This is a genomic window from Collimonas silvisoli, from assembly GCF_018305005.1.
GTDB classification, from domain to species: domain Bacteria; phylum Pseudomonadota; class Gammaproteobacteria; order Burkholderiales; family Burkholderiaceae_D; genus Collimonas; species Collimonas silvisoli.
Map to the genome: position 1 here is coordinate 1 of NZ_JAGQEG010000031.1, position 19086 is coordinate 19086.

Genomic DNA, 19086 nt, shown 5'->3' on the forward strand with positions numbered 1-19086 from the left:
CAAACAGGCCGACAAACGGCGCGGTAGAACCAACCGACGCCAGTACCGCCATGCCGGTCTGCAATTTGCCTGAGACTTCGTCAATTGCCTGGCGCAATGACAACGTGACCCAGTCGCTGACTGACAATTGATCGTGCAAATGGCCTTTGTGCGCGGCATGGTGGCGCATCGATGAGACGCCAGCCTGGGCTACTTCGGCAAAAGGATTTTCCGTACCTAGCGTGGCGATTCCTTCCGGCAGGCTGGTGGTATCCCAGAACTGGTGGCCGGCAGCGTGGGCGGCACGCTGGAAGCGCAGAATTTGCAGGGCCTTGGTCAGGATCACATACCAGGACGCAATCGACATCGCCACCAACAGTACGGCGACGCTTTTAATGACGAAATCGCCCTGGTCCCAGAGTGCTTCCAATCCGTACGGACTTACTTCCATGATGAACTCCCTTGTATCTGTAAATTGAGTGCGGCTGCTTGGGCGACGCGCCAAGCGCGCCAGTGATTAATTGGATAACTGGAAATTGATAGGCACGATGGCAAACACCGGCAGCGGCTTGCCATCTTCCATATAGGGCTTGAACAAAGCCCGCATCACCGCCTGTTTGGCGGCCTCATCCAGACGGCTGGAGCCGGAGGATTTCTGTAGCTCGACACGCTCGGCGTGGCCTTTTTCGTTTATCAGGACCCGGATCACCGACTTGCCTTCTTCGCCCATGCGCTTGGAGACAGCCGGATATTTCACGTCTGGCGGCTGGATGTATTCGACCCCGGAGGTGATGGTGCGAGGCTGGGCAGGTGCGGCAACTGGCGCAGCTGGCGCCGGTGCAACCGCTGCTGCTTCGTGCTGTGGCGATTGCGGGGCGGCTGTCGGCACTGAAATTGCGGTTTCCGACGGCGTGTTGTTGACGACGGGCGTCGGGCGCGGTGGCGTAATGTTTTTCTTTACCACGGCGACGGTTTTCGGCGTTGCCGGCTGCGGTTTGGGAGGCGTGGGCTCAGGCGCCTTTTCCGGCGTGATGAAGCTGGCGAAGATTTCTTTCGGCATGGCTTGCGCGGCTTGATGAATCAGGCCGCTTTTCAAGGCCCAGAAAAAAGCCGCGTGAAGCAACAAGATCGCCCCTAACGGGCCGATACGTTTGATTTTTTTCCACGCAAGCGCAGGGGAGCTGATTGTTGCTGACGACATGGTTGCGCTGATCCCGCTTGAACTTACATCGCCATTAAGCGGCTTGTATATTTTGTTGGAATACCAATGCTTGAACATGGCGAAGTGCCGCCGGAGCCCGGTTATCCAGGCACTCGCGCAATACGCTTTTTGCACAGGAATGACATTTTCCGCAGCAGGTGGCAATGCCCAGGTTCTCGCGCAATTCGGACATGGAAGACATGCCCGAATCGACTGCTTGTCGAATTTTTCGATCCGAAACGTTATTGCAAACACAAACGATCATTTTTTTACCCTACTGCCATAGCTAGAAGGCAGATTAAGAAATAAAAGTCGGCCGACAAAGATGTTCTTGCGGCCTTTATGGTTTATCGATACTGCTCGATGTTGCTTCAGCACACCCGGTTCGCAGCCACGAATCTGCTGAACAGATTGTATTTCTCCGGCCGCGGCATCGTGCTCTCTACTACCGTGCCCCACTGCTCCGACAATTGCAGGCAGGTTGCGCGTAATACTGGCGCCAGATTCGGCAAATCCGCCAGCGCCTTCAAATGCCGCTCAATTACCGAGGCCAGCTTGACGCAAGCGCTGGTTTCATGGCTGTTCGCGGTGTAATGCGACATCAGGTGCAGCACTGCCGAGACCAGCAACTCCGGCTGCGCCGGCGCACCGTTTGGCTCTACGAAAGCCGGATTGATTTTCTCCGATATCATCAAGCGCTCCTATATCAGTATCTCGCTGGCTGGCGCTTGCTGCGGGCGGGCTGGTTATGGACCAATTAAAAACTGCCGTGCTTAAGCGGTCAGGATCAACTTGTTCAATTGCGTCAACCGCAGCTTGTAAATCCTGCCGCCGTGATCAATTTCCAGTTCGCGCATTTGCTTGAACAGATCCTGGCTCTTGATTCGCGTGACTGCTGATGCAACTGACTTGGTGATGCTGGACACAGGGGTTTTCTCAACTTGTGTTTCGCGTCGTATCGTCTGGCTCATTATAGTCCTTTCTGTAAATGCGAACAATTCGTATTTGTATTATTCGCTACTTGATCAGGGAATGCAAGTGCTTTTAATGTGCGGCGCCGGGGCTATCTGGAAATGATGCAAAACAGGCAATGCTGTTTTCTGGAGAGAGCGGGAGGGGAGCGGGAAGGGGGGTTAACGCAAAACAAGCGCAAATGCGCTTGTTTTATTGGGGGTGCGGCTAACTACGGCTATGCGGTCATTCGGCCTTCGGCTTGGCCGCTTCGCGCCGGTTGAAGCCGGCCACCATGTCGAAACGGAACAGGCGGCATTCGAGCGCGCCGTTGAAGAAAGGCGTTTTGCGCGCTTCTTTCAGGCGCAGCAGCTTGGGCAAGCCGAGATCGGCCGAGAACAAAAATACGCTCCAGCCGGCAAAGCGCTGTTTCAGCGTGGTGCCGAATGCGCTGAAGAAGGCGGTCAGCAAGTCGTCGCTGCTCAGAGTGCTGTCGCCGCGCACGCCGATCCGCTCGCCATACGGCGGGTTGGTCAGCATGATGCCGTGCTCGACTTCGGCAGGCGGTTTGACTTCCTGTGCTTCGATTTGTTTGATCGGCACTTCAAACAGGATGCCGGCGTTGCGCAGGTTGTTCGCCGCAATCTGCACCATGTCGCCGGAAATATCGCTGCCGAAAATGGTTGGCGTGGTCGGCAAAGGATTCGGCTTGAAGCTGCCCTTGATCGCCAGCCATTTCGCGCTTTCGAAATCGTTGAATTTTTCAAAGGCGAAGTGACGGCGGGCGCCGGCCGGGATGCCGGCGACGATCTGGGCTGCTTCGATCAAAATGGTGCCGGAGCCGCACATAGGGTCGAACAATACCGTGCCTGGCTTCCAGCCGGAGGTGCGCAGCAGGCCGGCGGCGAGATTCTCGCGCAACGGGGCATCGCCGGTTTCAGCGCGCCAGCCGCGCTTGAACAATGCCTCGCCGGAAGTATCGAGGTACAGAGTGAAATTGTGGGCGTCGAGAAAGCCAACGATACGCATGTCCGGGATGCCGGTATCTACCGAAGGGCGCTCATTGCACAGGTCACGGAAACGATCGCAAATGCCATCCTTGATCTTGAGCGTAGTGAATTGCAGGCTGCGCAGCGGCGATTTCACCGCAGTAACGTCGACCCGAATGGTGTGGCTGACCGGAAACCAGCTTTCCCATTCCTGTTCCAGCGTCATGTCGTAGATATCGTTTTCATTCTTGTATGCGCCATGCGTCAAACGCAGCAGCACCCGGCTGGCAATCCGCGAGTGCAGATTGATGCGCCAGGCGTCGCTCAGCACGCCGGAGCAATGGACGCCGCCGGGCACCTGGGTGTGGACCTTGAGCGTGACGGCGGGCGCGCTGAATTGTGCTATTTCATTCAGCTCTTCAGCCAGGGCGGCTTCCAGCCCGCGCGGGCAAGGACAAAAATACGAGTGTGAATCTGTTGCTAAGTGTGACATGGGGGACCTTTTATCCGTTGATACTACAGTTTTGCTTAGCTACCGTAATAGCTAACTTGTTTAAACAATCAATTAACTTATTTGGCCAACTTATCTGGCGAATGCGCGCTCCACAAAATCCAGCCGATCCTGGCCCCAGAACGCTTCGCCATCAACCACGTACCAGGGAGCGCCAAAGACATTGGCGGAAATCGCGTCTTCGGTAAAACGTTCGAATTCGCTCTGGACGCTGGCGGTTTCGGCCGATTTCAGCAAGGTCTTGCCGTCATGGCCAAGCTCCGAGGCGATTGCGATCAAAGTAGCGCCGTCGGCGATATTGCGTTGTTCGGCCCAGACTGCGCGCATTATAGCGCCGGTCAATATCATGGCGGCTTCCGTGCCATGCGCCAGCTGGGTGGCGATGATCAGTTTTGCGGCATCATCGCTCTGCACCGGGAAAAAAGCCGGTTGCAGGTTGAGCGGCACTTGCAGGTATTCGCTCCAGCGCCGCAACTCTTCCAGCCGGTAGGCCTGGCGCTGGGGTGCGCGTTTGGCCAGCGGCAAACCGCCGGAGCTGCTGAAGACCTTGGACAAGTCGCAGGGTTTTAATACGATCTTGACATCGTATTGCTTGACCAGGGTCTGCAGGCGCGCGTGGCCCAGGTAGGCGAAGGGCGAATGCGGCGCGAAATAATATTCACAGAGCTTACTCATGGCTAGTCCTCGGACGGCGTTAGAACGGTTTGACAACCACCAGGATGACAATCGCCAGCAGCAGCAGCACCGGTACTTCATTGAAATAGCGGAACCAGGTATGGCTGCGGGTGTTCACCCCGTTTTCAAATTTCTTCAGCAAGCTGCCGCAGGCATGGTGGTAACCGATCACAAGAATCACCAGGAATAATTTCGCGTGCAGCCAGCCATTGCCGGGACCTTTGCCTATGCCGTAACCCAGCCACAGCCAGGCGCCGAATACAATCGCCGGCAGCGACAATATCGACATGAAACGATACAGCTTGCGCGCCATCGTCAGCAATCTTTGGGTGGCTGCGGTATCGGTTTCCTGCGCCAGGTTGACCAGAATCCGTGGCAAATAAAACAAGCCGGCAAACCATGAAGCGATGAAGACGATATGCAGCGATTTGATCCAAAGCATGGTGTTTCCTTTTTTTGATTATTGTGGGAAGGGTAAGTTCGGTTACCTATAACGCCGGAACGCCAGAAAATCGGTTCTACCGGTGTCGGACAATAGCTTAAACGGGACCAGAGTTTTTCGCTCCGGTCCGCAGGCAAGGAACGCGTGAGCGCAGCGGTATCGACATGCCGCGAATGGCACCTTACTCGCGTACTTCTCCGTGTCCGAACACCACATATTTCAGGGAAGTCAAACCTTCCAGGCCGACCGGTCCGCGCGCATGCAGTTTATCGTTGGAGATGCCGATTTCAGCGCCCAGGCCAAATTCGAAACCATCGGCAAAGCGGGTCGAGGCATTGATCATGACCGATGCCGAATCGACTTCGCGCAAGAAACGCATGGCCCGTGAATGGTTCTCGGTGACGATGCTGTCGGTGTGCTGCGAAGAATAGGTGTTGATGTGGGCGATGGCTTCATCCACATCGGCGACGATCTTGACTGCCAGGATTGCCGCCAGGTATTCGGTGCGCCAGTCTTCTTCGGTAGCGGCGGCCAGGTACGGATATGCGGCCAGAATGCCGCGCGCCTCATCGTCGGCGCGCAATTCCACTTCTTTACCTTGATACAACCTGGCCAGTTGCGGCAATACCTGCGGCGCAATCGCGCGCGCCACCAGCAAGGTCTCCATCGTGTTGCAGGTGCCGTAACGATGGCATTTGGCATTGAAGGCAATTTTCAGGGCTTTGTCGAGATCGGCCTGGTCGTCTATGTACACGTGGCAGATGCCGTCGAGATGCTTGATCATCGGTACCGTGGCTTCCTTGATCAGGCGCTCGATCAGGCCCTTGCCGCCACGCGGGACGATAACGTCGACGTATTGCGGCATCGTGATCAGGGCGCCCACCGCGGCGCGATCGGTGGTGTCGACCACTTGTACCGCATCCGGCGGCAGGCCGGCGCCGGCCAGCCCCTCTTGCACCAGCTTGGCCAGCGCCTGATTGCAATGATGGGCCTCGGAGCCGCCGCGCAAGATGGTGGCGTTGCCGCTCTTGATGCACAGGCCGGCGGCATCCACCGTGACGTTGGGCCGGGCTTCGTAAATGATGCCGATGACGCCCAGCGGCACCCGCATCTGGCCCACCTGGATGCCGCTTGGGCGGTACTTCATGTTCGAGATTTCACCGATCGGATCGGGCAGGGCGACAATCTGTTCGAGCCCGGCGATCATGGTGGCGATGGCCTGCTCCGACAGCGTCAGGCGGTCCAGCATTGCCGGCGCCAGGCCGTTGGCGCGGGCGGTATCCAGATCGATCTGGTTGGCTGCGCGCAACAGGTCGGCGTCGCGCCGGATGGCTGCGGCAATCAGGCTCAATGCGCGATTCTTGACGGCGCTGTCGGCGCGCGCCATGGCGCGCGACGCAGCGCGCGCACGTTGTCCGACTTCGGTCATGTAGTGTTGGATGTTCATAAGTTCTATCAAATATGTGCGACTTTTAAACCCAGTTGCAGCAAAGCGTCCCAGGCATCGCCGGCGAAGGTTCTGGTGCGCAAGCCTTTGACCATTTTGTCGACCTGCGCTGCATCTTTCAAGGCCGCTTCCAGTGTCGCCAGACTCAAGCGCCGCAGCGCCGGCTCCATCAGTCTTTCGCGTGGCCCCCAGATGCGATATTCCTTCAGGAGCGCGGGTATCGGTCGGCCCTGGATGGCTGCCGATTTCAATTTTAACAAGGTGCGGATTTCTTCGGAAAGCGCCCACAGCACCAACGGCAGCGCTTCACCTTCACCCTTCAGGCCGTCCATCATGCGTACCAGGCGCGCCGTATCGCCGACCAGCATCGCTTCATTCAGCTTGAAGACATCATAGCGCGCGACGTTGAGCACTGCATCGTGGCATTGTTCGAAACTGAGTTTGCCCGGCGGATGCAGCAAAGCCAGCTTCTGGATTTCCTGATGCGCCGCCAGCAGATTGCCTTCGACCCGATCGGCGATGAAATCCAGCGATTGGCGGTCTGCGCTTTGTTGCTGAGCCGCCAGCCGGACGCCGATCCAGTTCGGCAAGTGGGCCCGCTCCACCAGCGGAATATCGATATACACAGCGCTCTGTTGCAGGGTAGCGACCCAGGCGGCTTTTTGCGTGGCCCAGTCAAGCTTGGGCAGGCTGATAATCGTGACGTTGTCCGGATTGAGCGTAGCGGTATAGTTTTGCAAGGCTTGGCCGCCGTCCTTGCCCGGCTTGCCGGTCGGGATGCGCAACTCGATCAGTTTTTTATCACCGAACAGCGATTGCGACTGATTGGCGGCCAGCAACTCTCCCCATTTGAAACTACGGTCGACCACCAGCACATCGCGCTCGCTGCATCCGTTGCTGCGCGCACTTTTGCGTATCTTGTCGGATGCCTCCAGCGCCAGCAGGTGCTCGTCGCTGGTGATCACATACAAGGGCGCCAGGGTTTTCGCCAGATGGCCGTCGAGCACGTCGAACCGCAATTGCATGATTTAACCTTTAACCTTTGACCCTGTTATTTGGCAGGAGCGGTGCTGGCCGGAGTTGCAGCCGGCGCCGGCTGCTCAGACTGGGTCGGCTGGGCCGTCTTGAGCGCAGCCAACCGGCGCAGAACCTGTTGCACCATGTCGCTTCGCATGTCACGGTACAGCAGCACTTCTTCCGCACCCTTGGACAATTCTTGCGAGGAGTTATAGCTGATGTCGCGCTTCAAGGTGATCAGCGTCGCCGGCAACAACTCCTTCTTTTCCGCATCGGTCACGCGGAAAGTCAGTCGGTAATACAGCATGTATTCGCTGGCGCGGCCTGAGCTGTTGGTAGTCAGGATGACTTTCTCTTGAGTTTCGCCGAGCACTTCCAGTACCGCTTCGGCGCCTTCGGCACTCGGCAGCAGCTGTGTATTGCCGCTGGCCAGAATGTTGCGTTTTAACTCAATCCCCAGCGGCGAGCTGGGGGCAAAATTCATATAGAGCGACTTGAATGGCAGGTTGGCCGAACCGCGCAGATGAAAACCGCAGGCGCACAGCATCGCAGTCATCATCAGTATCAATGGCCAGCGCAGCCATGTGCGGGAATCTGCAGACATTCTGAGGGGCGTTCTATTCAACATTCGGAGATTCCTTGTTTCAAGATTCAAGGCCGGACGCATGGGGCCGGCCATACGATAAGCTAGGCGACGATATTGACCAGTTTCCCCGGCACCACGATGACTTTCTTCGGCGTGCCTTCGAGGTATTTCTGCACGTTCTCGTTAGCCAGCGCCGCCGCCTCGATGCTGGCCTTGTCGGCATCTTTGGCGATGGTGATGCTGCCGCGCAGCTTGCCGTTGACCTGGATCATCATTTCGATTTCGCTTTGTTCCAGCGCCTTGCCATCCACCTGCGGCCAGCTGGCGTCGAGGATATCGCCATGCACGGCGGCAAAGCCGAGTTCCTGCCACAGTGTGTGGGTGATGTGCGGCGCGACCGGATTGAGCACCCGCAGGAAAATCGACAAGCCTTCAGTCAGCACCGCATTGCTGGCCGGCGACTGGTCGAGCTTGGCGGCTTCCAGGGTGTTCAGCATTTTCATGCAGGCCGACACCACGGTGTTGTACTGGATCCGCTTCAAGTCATGGTCGGCCTGTTGCAAAATCTTGTGCACTTCACGACGCAAGGTTTTGTGCACATCGCTCAAGCCGGAAAAATCGGCTGCGACGCTTGGCGCGATGCTGCTGGCGCGGGCATAACTGAAGGCCCAGACCCGGCGCAGGAAACGATTGGCGCCTTCCACTCCGGCGCCGGACCATTCCAGAGTTTGCTCCGGCGGTGACGCAAACATGGTGAACAGGCGCGCGGTATCGGCGCCGTACTGGTCGATCTGGGCTTGCGGATCGATGCCGTTGTTTTTCGACTTCGACATCTTTTCCGTGCCGCCGATCTCAACCGGTGCGCCGTCCGTCTTCAGGATGGCCGTCAGCGGCCGGCCCTTGTCGTCAAATGTCAGTTCGACGTCTTCCGGGTTATGCCAGGTTTTCTTGCCGCTGGCGTCTTCGCGGAAATACGTTTCGTTGAGCACCATGCCCTGCGTCAGCAGATTGGTGAACGGTTCGTCGAACTTGATCAGGCCGAAGTCACGCATGACCTTGGTCCAGAAGCGGGCGTACAGCAGATGCAGCACGGCGTGCTCGATGCCGCCGATGTACTGGTCCATCGGCATCCAGTAATCGTTGCGTGAATCGACCATGGCGTCATTGCTCTTCGGCGAGCAATAGCGCATGTAATACCAGGACGAATCGACGAAGGTGTCCATGGTGTCGGTTTCACGGCGCGCCGGTTTGCCGCACTGGGGACAATCCACATGCAGAAATTTTTCGTGCTTGTTGAGCGGATTGCCGCTGCCGTCCGGCACGCAGTCTTCCGGTAACACCACCGGTAAATCTTTTTCCGGGACCGGCACATCGCCGCAATCGGCGCAGTGGATGATCGGGATCGGCGTGCCCCAATAGCGCTGGCGCGAAATGCCCCAGTCGCGCAGGCGATAAGTGACTTTCTTTTCGCCCAGGCCGCGCGCTGCCAGGTCGGCGGCAATCGCATCCACCGCTTGCTGGTAGTTGAGGCCATCGTATTTGCCGGAATCGACACAGACGCCGTGTTCCTTGTCGCCATACCAGTCGTGCCAGCTTTCTTCGGAATAGATTTTGCCTTCCACCGCAATCACCGGACGAATCGGCAGCACGTATTTCTGGGCGAATGCAAAGTCGCGCTCGTCATGCGCCGGCACGCCCATGACGGCGCCGTCGCCGTAGGTAATCAGCACGTAATTGCCAACCCAGACTTCGATTAGCTGGCCGGTCAGCGGATGCGACACGTACAAGCCGGTCGGCATGCCTTTCTTTTCCATGGTCGCCATGTCGGCTTCGATGACGCTGCCCTTTTTGCATTCGGCGATGAAATCAGCCAGTTCGGAATTGCTCTTGGCGGCGAAAGTGGCCAGCGCATGTTCCGGCGCCACGGCGCAGAAGGTCACGCCCTTGATGGTGTCGGCGCGGGTGGTGAACACCCACAATTTGCCATCGTTGATCAGTTGGCCGTTTTCTTCGATCTTGTGCGGGAAGGCAAAGCGCACACCGGTCGATTTGCCGATCCAGTTGGCCTGCATCAGGCGCACCCGTTCCGGCCAGCCCGGCAACTTGATTTCTACATGTTCCAGCAATTCTTCAGCGTAGTCGGTGATCTTGGCGTAGTACATCGGGATTTCGCGCTTTTCGATCAGCGCGCCGGAACGCCAGCCGCGGCCGTCGATGACTTGCTCGTTGGCCAACACGGTTTGATCGACCGGATCCCAGTTCACGGTGCCGGTTTTTTTGTAGATGATGCCCTGCTCCAGCATCTTCAGGAACATCCACTGGTTCCACTTGTAGTATTCCGGGGTGCAGGCGGTCATTTCGCGCGACCAGTCGATCGCCAGCCCCATCGCCTGCATCTGTTTCTTCATATGGGCGATGTTGGCATAGGTCCATTGCGCCGGCGGCACGTTATTGGCCATTGCGGCGTTTTCCGCCGGCATGCCGAACGCGTCCCAGCCCATCGGCATCAGTACGTTATAGCCATTCATCCGCAGATAGCGGTACATCACATCATTGATGGTGTAGTTGCGCACATGGCCCATGTGCAGCTTGCCCGAAGGGTAAGGCAGCATCGAACAGGCGTAAAACTTCTTTTTGTCCTGGCCGTTCTTGTCCTTGGCATGCTCGACGGCCTTGTAGGCGTCTATGGCTTGCCAATGTTCTTGCGATGATTTTTCGACGTCGGTTGGGCTGTATTTTTCTTGCATGACGGGAGCTAAAAGGTGAATGTTATTCCGCTTTGCAAAACGAACAAGACGCCAGGTCGTCGGCAGTAAGTCATACGTCGGCCGGGACGAAAGCGGTAGTCTGGTTCGTTACGAATCGGAATGGGAACTTGCCGGGCCAATAAATACTATAACGGCCCCGAACCGGTGATTATACTGGTTCGGATGCCGCTTTAGCGCACACGACTCGTGGCGGCAGGCGATACTTGATGGCTGGCCGGAAAACCGCGTCGTTTCAGGCGTCGTTGAATTTGCTGGAAAAGCCTGTCAGCGCCGCTTGGATCGCCCGTTCTGTCAGCTCAATGCGCTTGCGCGCTTCCGAGCGTTTGTGAGACGGGATTTCTTGCAGGTTGGGAGCGGTAATGGCGTCGCAGGAGAGCTGGTATTCGCCGTCGGGACGCCGGATGGCCCCTGATTCTTGCCAAAAATCATCATAATCGGCGAATACCTGGCCGATGCGGACCTGATGGAACAAGACCCGATTCTGATTTCCCACCAGGATCAGCTTCTTGCAGCCATAAGCATGGCCGATTTCTCTCACCAGGCGCAGCATCAGGCTTTTCGGCCGCAGGCCAAACATGTCGCGGGTGGCGTGGCGCACCCGTTCCTGGGCGTCGCTGCCGCGCGGACCCTGCAGGCAACCGATGCCGATGCACGGAATTAACTCGCTGCCGTAAAAAGTGAAGGCAACCGAGAACAGGCGTTGTTGGTCGCTATACAGGTCGAGCGCCAGCTCGCCCTCCCGGTCCAGGGTGGCAATCGCCGATAGCCGGATCTCATAGACGGCTCCGGATTTGCCGCTGAAGCTGCCTAGCAATAGCGGTGCTTTTGTTGCGCACAAAACCAGAGGGCTCAGGCCTTGCCGGAAAATGAAGTCGTAGTGACTGACCAGGATATTCAGCCGGTCCTGGCTGCGCAGGCGCAGCGACTGGTATGGACGATAGATTTTTTGCAGCAGCCGAGGCGTGGCGTGCGCCAGTTTGGCATGCATGGGCGTTGCATTCCAATAGGCCAGCCAGCGCTGCGTCTGTTGATAATGCACCACCGTGCGGATGCTTAGCTTGAGCTGCTTGGCAAAGTATGACAGGCCGCGTGGCGAGTGCATCAGGCAGGTGTACAGAGTAATGCGCGGCCCGCCGTTGCTGGCTGGGGCCGGGGCTGGCCGCAGGTAAAAGAGATGCGATATTTCCGATAGCAATGTCAGATTTTGCAGATGGCTATTGACGAATCTGATCACCTCACGGCTGACCGCCTTGCCATACCTGGTGTTCATGGCCAGCATCATTGCCAGAGAAACCAGGCCGGCGCCGAAAATATCCAGCGGATAATGCATGCCAAGAAATATCTTGGCCCAGCTGACGGCAAGCGACAGCATCACCAGCAACACACCCAGCCATTTGATCTTGATGGTCTTTGCCGTCCACAGCGTCAGGCCGGTGGCCAGGATGATGGCGATAGTGACGCTGGGCGAAATACAATGTGCGTTTTTGGCCTGGTATAGATAATCATTCCAAGCGGCTGGCGCCAAGGCACCCCACAGCAACGTAATGATTTTGCTGGACAATACCGCGGCGGTTGTCGTGACTATGGCTTTGAGAGAGAGCAGGCGGGTAGTTTTATTACCACTAATCCATAAGGCGGCAAGACTGGTCGGCACCAGATAGATCCCCCATTCGGCGATCGCCAGAGCCAGCATGAATGGAAGCCCGATAAACCCGGGAGTAGCATTAAATGTCGACCACAACAGATTGTAAGAGGACGAGGTCATATGCTTGAGCGATTAGAAGAGGGGGGGAAGGAAGTGCCGGAATAGTGATCAAAATGCAAATAAATTAGGTTGGTATTCAATTTATTGTTTTTTTGAAATATAAAGATACAAATGAATATAGAATGTTACATGTAAATTTGCAAACTAGCGCCATTTGATAAAATTATTAAATTGCCAAGCGGAAATTATTGGTATCGGGGCGATGCGCTGGACTGCAGGAGGGAAACTGCGGAAACGCGGGTAGCGTCAGGGAAATAGTCAGGGAAAAAGAAAGAACCCGGTAAGGCCAGGTGAGCGCCGGGTGTGGAACACGATTACTTTGTTGCGCCGTTTTTTCCAGGAACAGTGACGAAGCCGATTTTATTCAAGCCATTGTTTTGCGCCAGCGACATCACCTGCGCCAGGATCTCATAGCGGGTATCTTTGTCTGCGCGCAATTGCAGTTCCGGCTGCGGCTGGCGCTGGGCCGCAGCGATCAGGCGGTTGGTCAGTTCGCTTTCCGCAACCGGGGCGTCATTCCAGAACATCTTGCCGCTACGGTCTATCGACAGCGAAACGGTTTCAGGTTTTTCCGGCGCCGGCGCCGATTGTGCGCTAGGCAAATCGACCTTGATGGCGTGCGTGAAAAGCGGCGCAGTGATGATAAAAATTACCAGCAGCACCAGCATGACGTCGACCATGGGCGTGATATTGATATCCGCCATCGGCGCTTGATTCTGATTATCGTTAAAGCCGCCAAAAGCCATGTTTGCTCCTTAGTTGCTAGTCTTTTAGTCGCTGAATACAGCTGCGTGAATAATTATTTTCCGACCCGGCTGCCGGTAGTCAGGTAGGCGTGCAGGTCATGCGCAAAAGCGTCGAGTTCGGCCAGTGTAATCCGATTCACCCGGGTGAAAGCGTTGTACGCCAGCACTGCAGGAATCGCCACTACCAGGCCGAGGGCCGTCATGATCAGCGCTTCGCCCACCGGGCCCGCCACTTTGTCGATTTGTATGGTGCCGGCGTTGGAAACCGCCTCCAGCGCATGATAAATGCCCCAGACCGTACCGAACAGGCCGACGAACGGCGCGGTCGAACCGACCGAAGCCAGCAAGGTCAAGCCGCTTTCCAGGCGCGACGAAACGCGGTTGATTTCGCGGCGCAAGGTGCGCGTGATCAGTTCGCCCGGATCGGACGCCGCGTTCAGCGATGCTGCCGGCGTGCCGGCCGCCGGCGGTTTGATTGCCGCCGCATCGGCCGCTTGGCTGGCCAATGGCGAGTAGACGTTTTCGCTATCGAAGGGCTTGATGCCGGCAATCGCTACTTCCAGCGTCGGCGCTTGCCAGAAATCTTCCAGCGCCGCCGCACTTCTGCGGATGCGCCACGAACTCCAGGCTTTCGACAAGATGTAAAACCAGCTGACCACCGACATCAGCACCAACACGTAGGCCACCGTATGAGAAATGGCGTCAGTTTGCGCCCAATAACGTGCTAGTCCGAGAGATTGATCCATATCGCCGATCCGAGAAAGTAGGTTGTTGTGCGGCCGGCGTCACACTGCTGCAAGCAGCTTGCCGGCGGCTGCCGACGCTTTAGCGCAGACCCAGCACATCCTGCATGTCGTACAGGCCGCTGCTCTTGTCGCGCAAAAAGCGCGCTGCGCGCAAGCTGCCCTGCGCGTAAGTAACGCGGCTGGAGGATTTATGCGTGATCTCTACACGTTCGCCGATGCCGGCAAACAGCACCGTATGGTCGCCGACGATATCGCCGCCGCGGATGGTGGCAAAACCTATCGATGACGGATCACGCTCCCCGGTCACGCCTTCGCGGGCGTAGACGGCGACATCGTCCAGTTTGCGCCCGAGCGCGTCGGCAATGACTTCGCCCATCATCAGCGCGGTGCCGGAGGGGGCGTCTACCTTGTAACGGTGATGCGCTTCGATCACCTCGATGTCATAGCCGTGGGAAAAACTCTTGGCCGCCATTTCCAGTAATTTCAGCGTGACATTGACGCCCACGCTCATATTGGCAGCAAACACGATGGCGGTCTTTTTTGCCGCCGCCGCGATGGCCGCCTTGCCGGCTTCATCGAAACCGGTGGTGCCGATAATCATCTTGATGCCGTTGGCGGCGCAATAATCCAGATGTTTCAGCGTGCCCTCGGGGCGGGTGAAATCTATCAGGTAAGCCGCTTGCGCCAAACCCTTGGCCAGATCGGCTTCAATCAGGACGTTGGCAGGCTTGCCCAGGAAAGCAGCGGCGTCGGTTCCTAGTTCCGGTGCATCCGGCACGCCCAGCGCGCCGGCCAGTTGTGCGTCATCAGCGTTTTGAATCGCCTCAACCAGCATGCGCCCCATGCGTCCCGAAGCGCCTGCAACGGCTATTTTCATCTGAGTCATTGTTATTTCGACGATCTGAACAATTTGTAAATTAGTTTTTGGCCGGTCCAGGCGCGGTAGGCACCGACGGCGCGATTTCCACGTTCTTGACGCTTTTCTTGGCTTCCGCAGCGCCGCCTGAGATTCTATCCAGGTAGTCGTTCTCGGTCGGCAGGTTGCCGCCATCCACGCGCGCCAGCAGGTTGCCGTTAAAGAAAACGCTGACCCGGCTGGTGGTGACTTCGCCGTTGCCCTTTTGCAGGCGGAAGACGTAATCCCAGCGATCATCGTGGAATACATCTGTGATCAAGGGCGTGCCCAGCGCAAAACGCACTTGTTCACGTGTCATGCCTTCTTTGACCTGAGCTAACATTTCTTTTGAAACGAAGTTCCCCTGCTGGATGTCTATCCGGTATGGGGAAAAAACGCCCAGAAAGCGGCGATGCTTGATGGTCTGAACCCCGCTGGCGTCAGCGGAGTCCGTGCCTGCGGCAGTGCCGGCGGACTGAGCAGTGGGCTGCGCATTATTGGGCTGATCTATCAGCGGATTTTTTGAAGCGCAGCCGGCCAAGGCGGCCATGAAGACAACTGCAACGGTCAAAGCGGAGGTACGGGCAGGGGAGAGCAACATTCGCATAAGGATCTCAATTGATTGAGCAACTGTGCTAAAACGCTATATGATAAAGCAGATCATCCATTTGTGACCAAAACATGCCGAACAATCCATCCGAACTGAAAGCCAGCGGCCTTAAAGCCACCTTGCCACGTCTGAAAATCCTGGAGATTTTCCAGAATAGCGAGGTGCGCCATCTGAGCGCTGAAGACGTCTATAAAATTCTGCTGAACGACAATCTCGATGTCGGTCTGGCAACCGTGTATCGTGTGCTGACCCAATTCGAGCAGGCCGGGCTGTTGCAGCGCAACCATTTTGAAACCGGCAAAGCCGTATTTGAACTCAACGAAGGCTCGCATCACGACCACCTGGTCTGCCTGGATTGCGGTCTGGTCGAAGAGTTTTACGACGAAGAAATTGAAAAACGCCAGAAAATCGTTGCCAAGGATCACGGCTTTGAAATCGCCGACCATGCGCTGGCCCTGTATGGGCACTGCCGGGATTGCCGTAAAAAGAAGGGCTGATGTAGCGCGATCGTTCAGCGTTTGCGTGCCTTGGGCGCAGGCTTTGCATTAGCCTTGCGCAATGCGGCGGCATAGGCAAGCCGCGCCCATGGCGTCATTGCCGCAGCCGAATCCATGGCCTCCTCTGGCGCAGACCAGTAGCTCATCTGAATCGTTCTTCCTTTGTTCTCGACGACGAAAGGCCGGCAATCGGCGGCCGCAAATTGCTGCCGGGTTTCCTCATCGGTCTTGAGAAACAGAGCGCCGTCGGCAACCAGGCCGATCATCACACCATCGTGGTAAATGCCATAACCGCCGAACATCCTGCGCGCGCTGATCGCGCCAAGCGGCGCCAGCAGCTCGCGGATATAGTCGATGATCGGGTCGTTTGGGGGCATGCTGTTGCCAACCACGGTCAGCTGTGGCTCAGGGCATTCGACAGCAGTTTGGCAGTGATATTCACAATCGGAATCACGCGCTCATACGCCATCCGCGTAGGGCCGATCACGCCCAGCGTGCCGACGATCTTGCCATTGACTTCATAAGGCGCGGTCACCACGCTCATTTCATCCATCGGCACCAGTTGCGATTCGCCGCCGATGAAAATCTGGACGCCGGTCGCTTTGCCGGAGATGTCGAGCAGTTGCATCAAGCTGGTTTTGTGTTCGAACATGTCGAACAGCTTGCGCAAGGAATCCATGTTGGACGACAAGTCGGTGACGCTGAGCAGATTGCGCTCGCCTGAAATCACCACTTCGTCGCTATTGTCGGTCATGGCGTCGCTGCCGGCTTCAACCGCCGCCTGCATCAGCCAGGTCATGTCGTCGCGCAGCTTGCGCAGTTCGCCTTGCAGGCGCAGGCGGACGTCGTCCAGGCTGAGGCCGCCGTAATGCAGGTTGATGTAGTTGGCGGCCTGCACTAGCTTGGCCGGGCTGTAATCGACATCGGTCAGCAGCAGCCGGTTCTGAACGTCGCCATTGGGGCTGACGATCACCAGCAGAATGCGTTTTTCCGAAAGCCGCAGGAATTCGATCTGCTGGAAGATCGATTCGCGCCGCGGTGACAGCACCACGCCCGCAAAATGCGATAAAGATGACAACACCTGGGCCGCGTTGGTGATGATTTTTTGTTGCGAATTCGGCTGCAGGCGCGCCTGCATCTTGGATTCCAATGCCGTTTCGTCAATCGGCTCGACCGTCAGCAGGGTATCGACGAACATGCGGTAGCCGCGCGGCGTCGGCACCCGGCCGGCGGAAGTGTGGGGGCTGGCAACAAAACCCATTTCTTCCAGGTCGGCCATGATGTTGCGTATCGTCGCCGGCGACAGTTCCAGGCCGGAGATCTTGGACAAGGCACGCGAGCCAACCGGCTGGCCGTCGGCGATATACCGTTCGACCAGGGCTTTGAGCAGGGTTTGAGCGCGATTATCTAATTGCATATAGGTCTATTTTAACTAGCGCCGGGCTTGCGTGCCAGCGGCTTATGAAGCACTTATACACTGTTTTTGTTAGCCAATCGCAGTTTGTTCCAGCCACGCCTCCAGCTCATGCAAACTGGTGCAACTGGCTTGCGCGCTGACGCCCGCCGGCAGTGCTCGTTCAAAACGATTGATCCAGACCGCCTGCAAGCCGGCTTGTTGAGCGCCGACCACATCCAGCAAGGGATCGTCGCCGACATAGACGGTTTGTTCCGGGGCCACATCCAGGGCGGTGCAAGCGGCGTGGAAAATGCTCGGGTCGGGTTTGCCGCAGCCAAAGCTATACGCTGCTATCGATACCTGGAAATGCTGGGCCAGGCCGATTTTGTCAAGATCGGCAAAACCATTCGAGACCGTGCCCAGCGGCAGGCGCCGGCTTAGTCTGGCCAGGGCCGGCTCGACGTCGTCGAACGGCGTCACCGCGTGGCGCGCTTCGGAAAACACCGCCATCGCCGCATCCACTTTACCGGCGTCTTCGCCGACGCTGTTGAAAGCGCTGGTCAACGCCGCATGGCGCAGCTGCCAGAGGTCAAACTTGAAGACCGGATTGCTTGCCACCAGATCCAGACGTTGCTGGCGCAGGCTTTCAATCGTGAATTGGCGGGTGACGGCGGGGGCGTGGTCGCGCAACCAGTCAAACAGCAATTGTTCGGCGCGCGCGATTACCGGCTCAATCGGCCATAGCGTATCGTCGAGGTCGAACAGCACTGCTTTGATGGCAGCCGGCTTGCCAGACCGGGACGGCGGGATGATAGTTGAATTATTCGTCAGAGCCATGTGCGTATCCTTCATTGCAAGCCTAAATTATGGTCTAATCGCCAGCATGTCGCCTATAAAATTACCTTCTCAGCCCGGTTCGTCAACATCCTTGCCGAAAACGATTGCTATCGTCGGCAAGTATTTTGCCGTCGGTATTTCGGAGTCGCTGACTGAAATCGTCGATTTTCTGCAAGGTCGCGGCCATAACGTCGTGTTCGAAGCCGAGACCGCGCAGAATGTCGCGATGGCCGGCATTGCCGCCATGACGCCGGCTGAGATCGGCGAACAGGCGGACGCCGCGATTATTGTCGGCGGCGACGGCACCATGCTCGGCATTGCCCGCCAGCTGGCGCCTTATGACGTGCCCTTGATCGGCATCAACCAGGGCCGGCTCGGATTCATTACCGATATTTCGCTGGAGCGGATGCTGCCGGTGCTGGGCGAAATGCTGGATGGAAATGTCGAATCGGAGCGGCGCAGCTTGCTGCAAGGATCCGTCATGCGTGACGGTCAGCAGATTTTCAGCGCGCTGGCGTTCAACGATGTGGTGGTGTCGCGCGGCGCCGCTTCCGGCATGGCGGAACTGATGGTCGAGGTCGATGGCCGCTTCATGTACAACCAGCGTTCCGACGGCTTGATCGTGGCGACGCCGACCGGCTCCACCGCGTATGCCTTGTCCGCCGGCGGCCCCTTGCTGCATCCTTCCTTGGGCGGCATCGTGCTGGTGCCGATTGCGCCGCACGCGCTGTCGAACCGGCCCATCGTGATTCCAGACAGCAGTGAAATCGTGATTGAAATCGTGAATGGCCGCGATATCAGCGCCAATTTCGACATGCAGTCGCTGGCCAGCCTGCAGCATGGCGACCGCATCCTGATCCGGCGTTCCGAGCACACCATCACCTTTTTACACCCGGCCGGCTGGAGTTATTACGATACCCTGCGACAAAAGTTGCACTGGAACGAATATCCGTCGGTGGAAGGACACTTGAAGTAAGCTGCTTAGGTATTTTTTTACAGTAATTTTCTTGCGACTTTGCTACTGCTTG

General features: G+C 57.3%; 22 protein-coding genes. 2 read left to right on the forward strand and 20 right to left on the reverse strand.

Annotation, left to right across the window (positions count from 1 at the left end; translation table 11 throughout):
- From KHU33_RS10515 to bamE, 17 genes are all read right to left on the reverse strand, one after another.
- Nucleotides 1–430, reverse strand: a 430-nt coding sequence (locus KHU33_RS10515; RefSeq protein ID WP_211462803.1) for a MotA/TolQ/ExbB proton channel family protein, incomplete at its 3' end; no start/stop codon positions are given.
- 66 nt (nucleotides 431–496) lie between these two features.
- Entirely contained in the window at nucleotides 497–1180 is a 684-nt protein-coding gene (locus KHU33_RS10520) for an energy transducer TonB (protein WP_211462804.1), read from the reverse strand.
- Nucleotides 1181–1214: 34 nt separating this feature from the next.
- A complete protein-coding gene (locus KHU33_RS10525) occupies nucleotides 1215–1445 on the reverse strand; it encodes a (2Fe-2S)-binding protein (RefSeq protein WP_092397171.1) in 231 nt (76 codons plus the stop codon).
- Nucleotides 1446–1551: 106 nt separating this feature from the next.
- Nucleotides 1552–1872, reverse strand: coding sequence for a hypothetical protein (locus KHU33_RS10530; protein WP_211462805.1), 321 nt, complete (start codon nucleotides 1870–1872; stop codon nucleotides 1552–1554).
- A gap of 81 nt (nucleotides 1873–1953) precedes the next feature.
- Nucleotides 1954–2151, reverse strand: coding sequence for a hemin uptake protein HemP (gene hemP, locus KHU33_RS10535; RefSeq protein ID WP_061541685.1), 198 nt, complete (start codon nucleotides 2149–2151; stop codon nucleotides 1954–1956).
- Between the two features lie 226 nt (nucleotides 2152–2377).
- Nucleotides 2378–3613, reverse strand: a complete 1236-nt coding sequence (locus tag KHU33_RS10540; protein ID WP_211462806.1) for a THUMP domain-containing class I SAM-dependent RNA methyltransferase — start codon at nucleotides 3611–3613, stop codon at nucleotides 2378–2380.
- 90 nt (nucleotides 3614–3703) lie between these two features.
- On the reverse strand, nucleotides 3704–4306 hold the full coding sequence (locus KHU33_RS10545) for a 2-hydroxychromene-2-carboxylate isomerase (protein ID WP_211462807.1): 603 nt from the start codon (nucleotides 4304–4306) through the stop codon (nucleotides 3704–3706).
- Nucleotides 4307–4325: 19 nt separating this feature from the next.
- Nucleotides 4326–4748: a CopD family protein gene (locus KHU33_RS10550; RefSeq protein WP_211462808.1), complete on the reverse strand. Its 423-nt coding sequence runs from the start codon at nucleotides 4746–4748 to the stop codon at nucleotides 4326–4328.
- A 181-nt stretch (nucleotides 4749–4929) separates the two neighbouring features.
- Nucleotides 4930–6195, reverse strand: a complete 1266-nt coding sequence (locus KHU33_RS10555; protein ID WP_211462809.1) for a glutamate-5-semialdehyde dehydrogenase — start codon at nucleotides 6193–6195, stop codon at nucleotides 4930–4932.
- Nucleotides 6196–6203: 8 nt separating this feature from the next.
- Nucleotides 6204–7220 carry a DNA polymerase III subunit delta gene (gene holA / locus KHU33_RS10560; protein WP_211462810.1) on the reverse strand — a complete coding sequence of 339 codons (1017 nt, stop codon included), beginning with the start codon at nucleotides 7218–7220 and terminating at the stop codon, nucleotides 6204–6206.
- Between the two features lie 26 nt (nucleotides 7221–7246).
- A complete protein-coding gene (locus KHU33_RS10565) occupies nucleotides 7247–7816 on the reverse strand; it encodes an LPS-assembly lipoprotein LptE (RefSeq protein WP_230414181.1) in 570 nt (189 codons plus the stop codon).
- An 83-nt stretch (nucleotides 7817–7899) separates the two neighbouring features.
- A complete protein-coding gene (gene leuS, locus KHU33_RS10570) occupies nucleotides 7900–10545 on the reverse strand; it encodes a leucine--tRNA ligase (protein ID WP_211462812.1) in 2646 nt (881 codons plus the stop codon).
- 253 nt (nucleotides 10546–10798) lie between these two features.
- On the reverse strand, nucleotides 10799–12331 hold the full coding sequence (locus tag KHU33_RS10575) for a DUF535 family protein (RefSeq protein WP_211462813.1): 1533 nt from the start codon (nucleotides 12329–12331) through the stop codon (nucleotides 10799–10801).
- A gap of 314 nt (nucleotides 12332–12645) precedes the next feature.
- The gene (locus KHU33_RS10580) at nucleotides 12646–13077 is read right to left on the reverse strand and encodes an ExbD/TolR family protein (protein ID WP_211462814.1); all 432 of its coding nucleotides are present in this window, start codon (nucleotides 13075–13077) and stop codon (nucleotides 12646–12648) included.
- Nucleotides 13078–13130: 53 nt separating this feature from the next.
- Nucleotides 13131–13823, reverse strand: coding sequence for a MotA/TolQ/ExbB proton channel family protein (locus tag KHU33_RS10585; RefSeq protein WP_211462815.1), 693 nt, complete (start codon nucleotides 13821–13823; stop codon nucleotides 13131–13133).
- A gap of 79 nt (nucleotides 13824–13902) precedes the next feature.
- The gene (gene dapB / locus KHU33_RS10590; RefSeq protein ID WP_211462816.1) at nucleotides 13903–14709 is read right to left on the reverse strand and encodes a 4-hydroxy-tetrahydrodipicolinate reductase; all 807 of its coding nucleotides are present in this window, start codon (nucleotides 14707–14709) and stop codon (nucleotides 13903–13905) included.
- Between the two features lie 31 nt (nucleotides 14710–14740).
- A complete protein-coding gene (bamE, locus tag KHU33_RS10595; protein ID WP_211462817.1) occupies nucleotides 14741–15325 on the reverse strand; it encodes an outer membrane protein assembly factor BamE in 585 nt (194 codons plus the stop codon).
- A 74-nt stretch (nucleotides 15326–15399) separates the two neighbouring features.
- Here bamE and fur point away from each other — a divergent pair, with 74 nt between their 5' ends.
- Complete coding sequence (gene fur, locus KHU33_RS10600; RefSeq protein WP_211462818.1) at nucleotides 15400–15825, forward strand: ferric iron uptake transcriptional regulator; 426 nt, start codon at nucleotides 15400–15402, stop codon at nucleotides 15823–15825.
- 14 nt (nucleotides 15826–15839) lie between these two features.
- Here the strand turns inward: fur and KHU33_RS10605 are convergent, their stop codons facing one another.
- The 3 genes from KHU33_RS10605 to KHU33_RS10615 all read right to left on the reverse strand — a co-directional run bounded on the left by KHU33_RS10605 (nucleotide 15840) and on the right by KHU33_RS10615 (nucleotide 18058).
- Nucleotides 15840–16202 (reverse strand): TfoX/Sxy family protein, encoded by a 363-nt coding sequence (locus KHU33_RS10605; protein WP_211462819.1) that lies wholly within the window; start codon nucleotides 16200–16202, stop codon nucleotides 15840–15842.
- Between the two features lie 17 nt (nucleotides 16203–16219).
- Entirely contained in the window at nucleotides 16220–17242 is a 1023-nt protein-coding gene (gene hrcA, locus KHU33_RS10610; RefSeq protein ID WP_211462820.1) for a heat-inducible transcriptional repressor HrcA, read from the reverse strand.
- Nucleotides 17243–17311: 69 nt separating this feature from the next.
- Entirely contained in the window at nucleotides 17312–18058 is a 747-nt protein-coding gene (locus KHU33_RS10615; protein ID WP_230414182.1) for an HAD family hydrolase, read from the reverse strand.
- Between the two features lie 46 nt (nucleotides 18059–18104).
- Between KHU33_RS10615 and KHU33_RS10620 the strand changes: the two genes are divergently transcribed.
- Nucleotides 18105–19034, forward strand: coding sequence for an NAD kinase (locus tag KHU33_RS10620; protein ID WP_211462822.1), 930 nt, complete (start codon nucleotides 18105–18107; stop codon nucleotides 19032–19034).
- Nucleotides 19035–19086 lie beyond the last annotated feature (52 nt).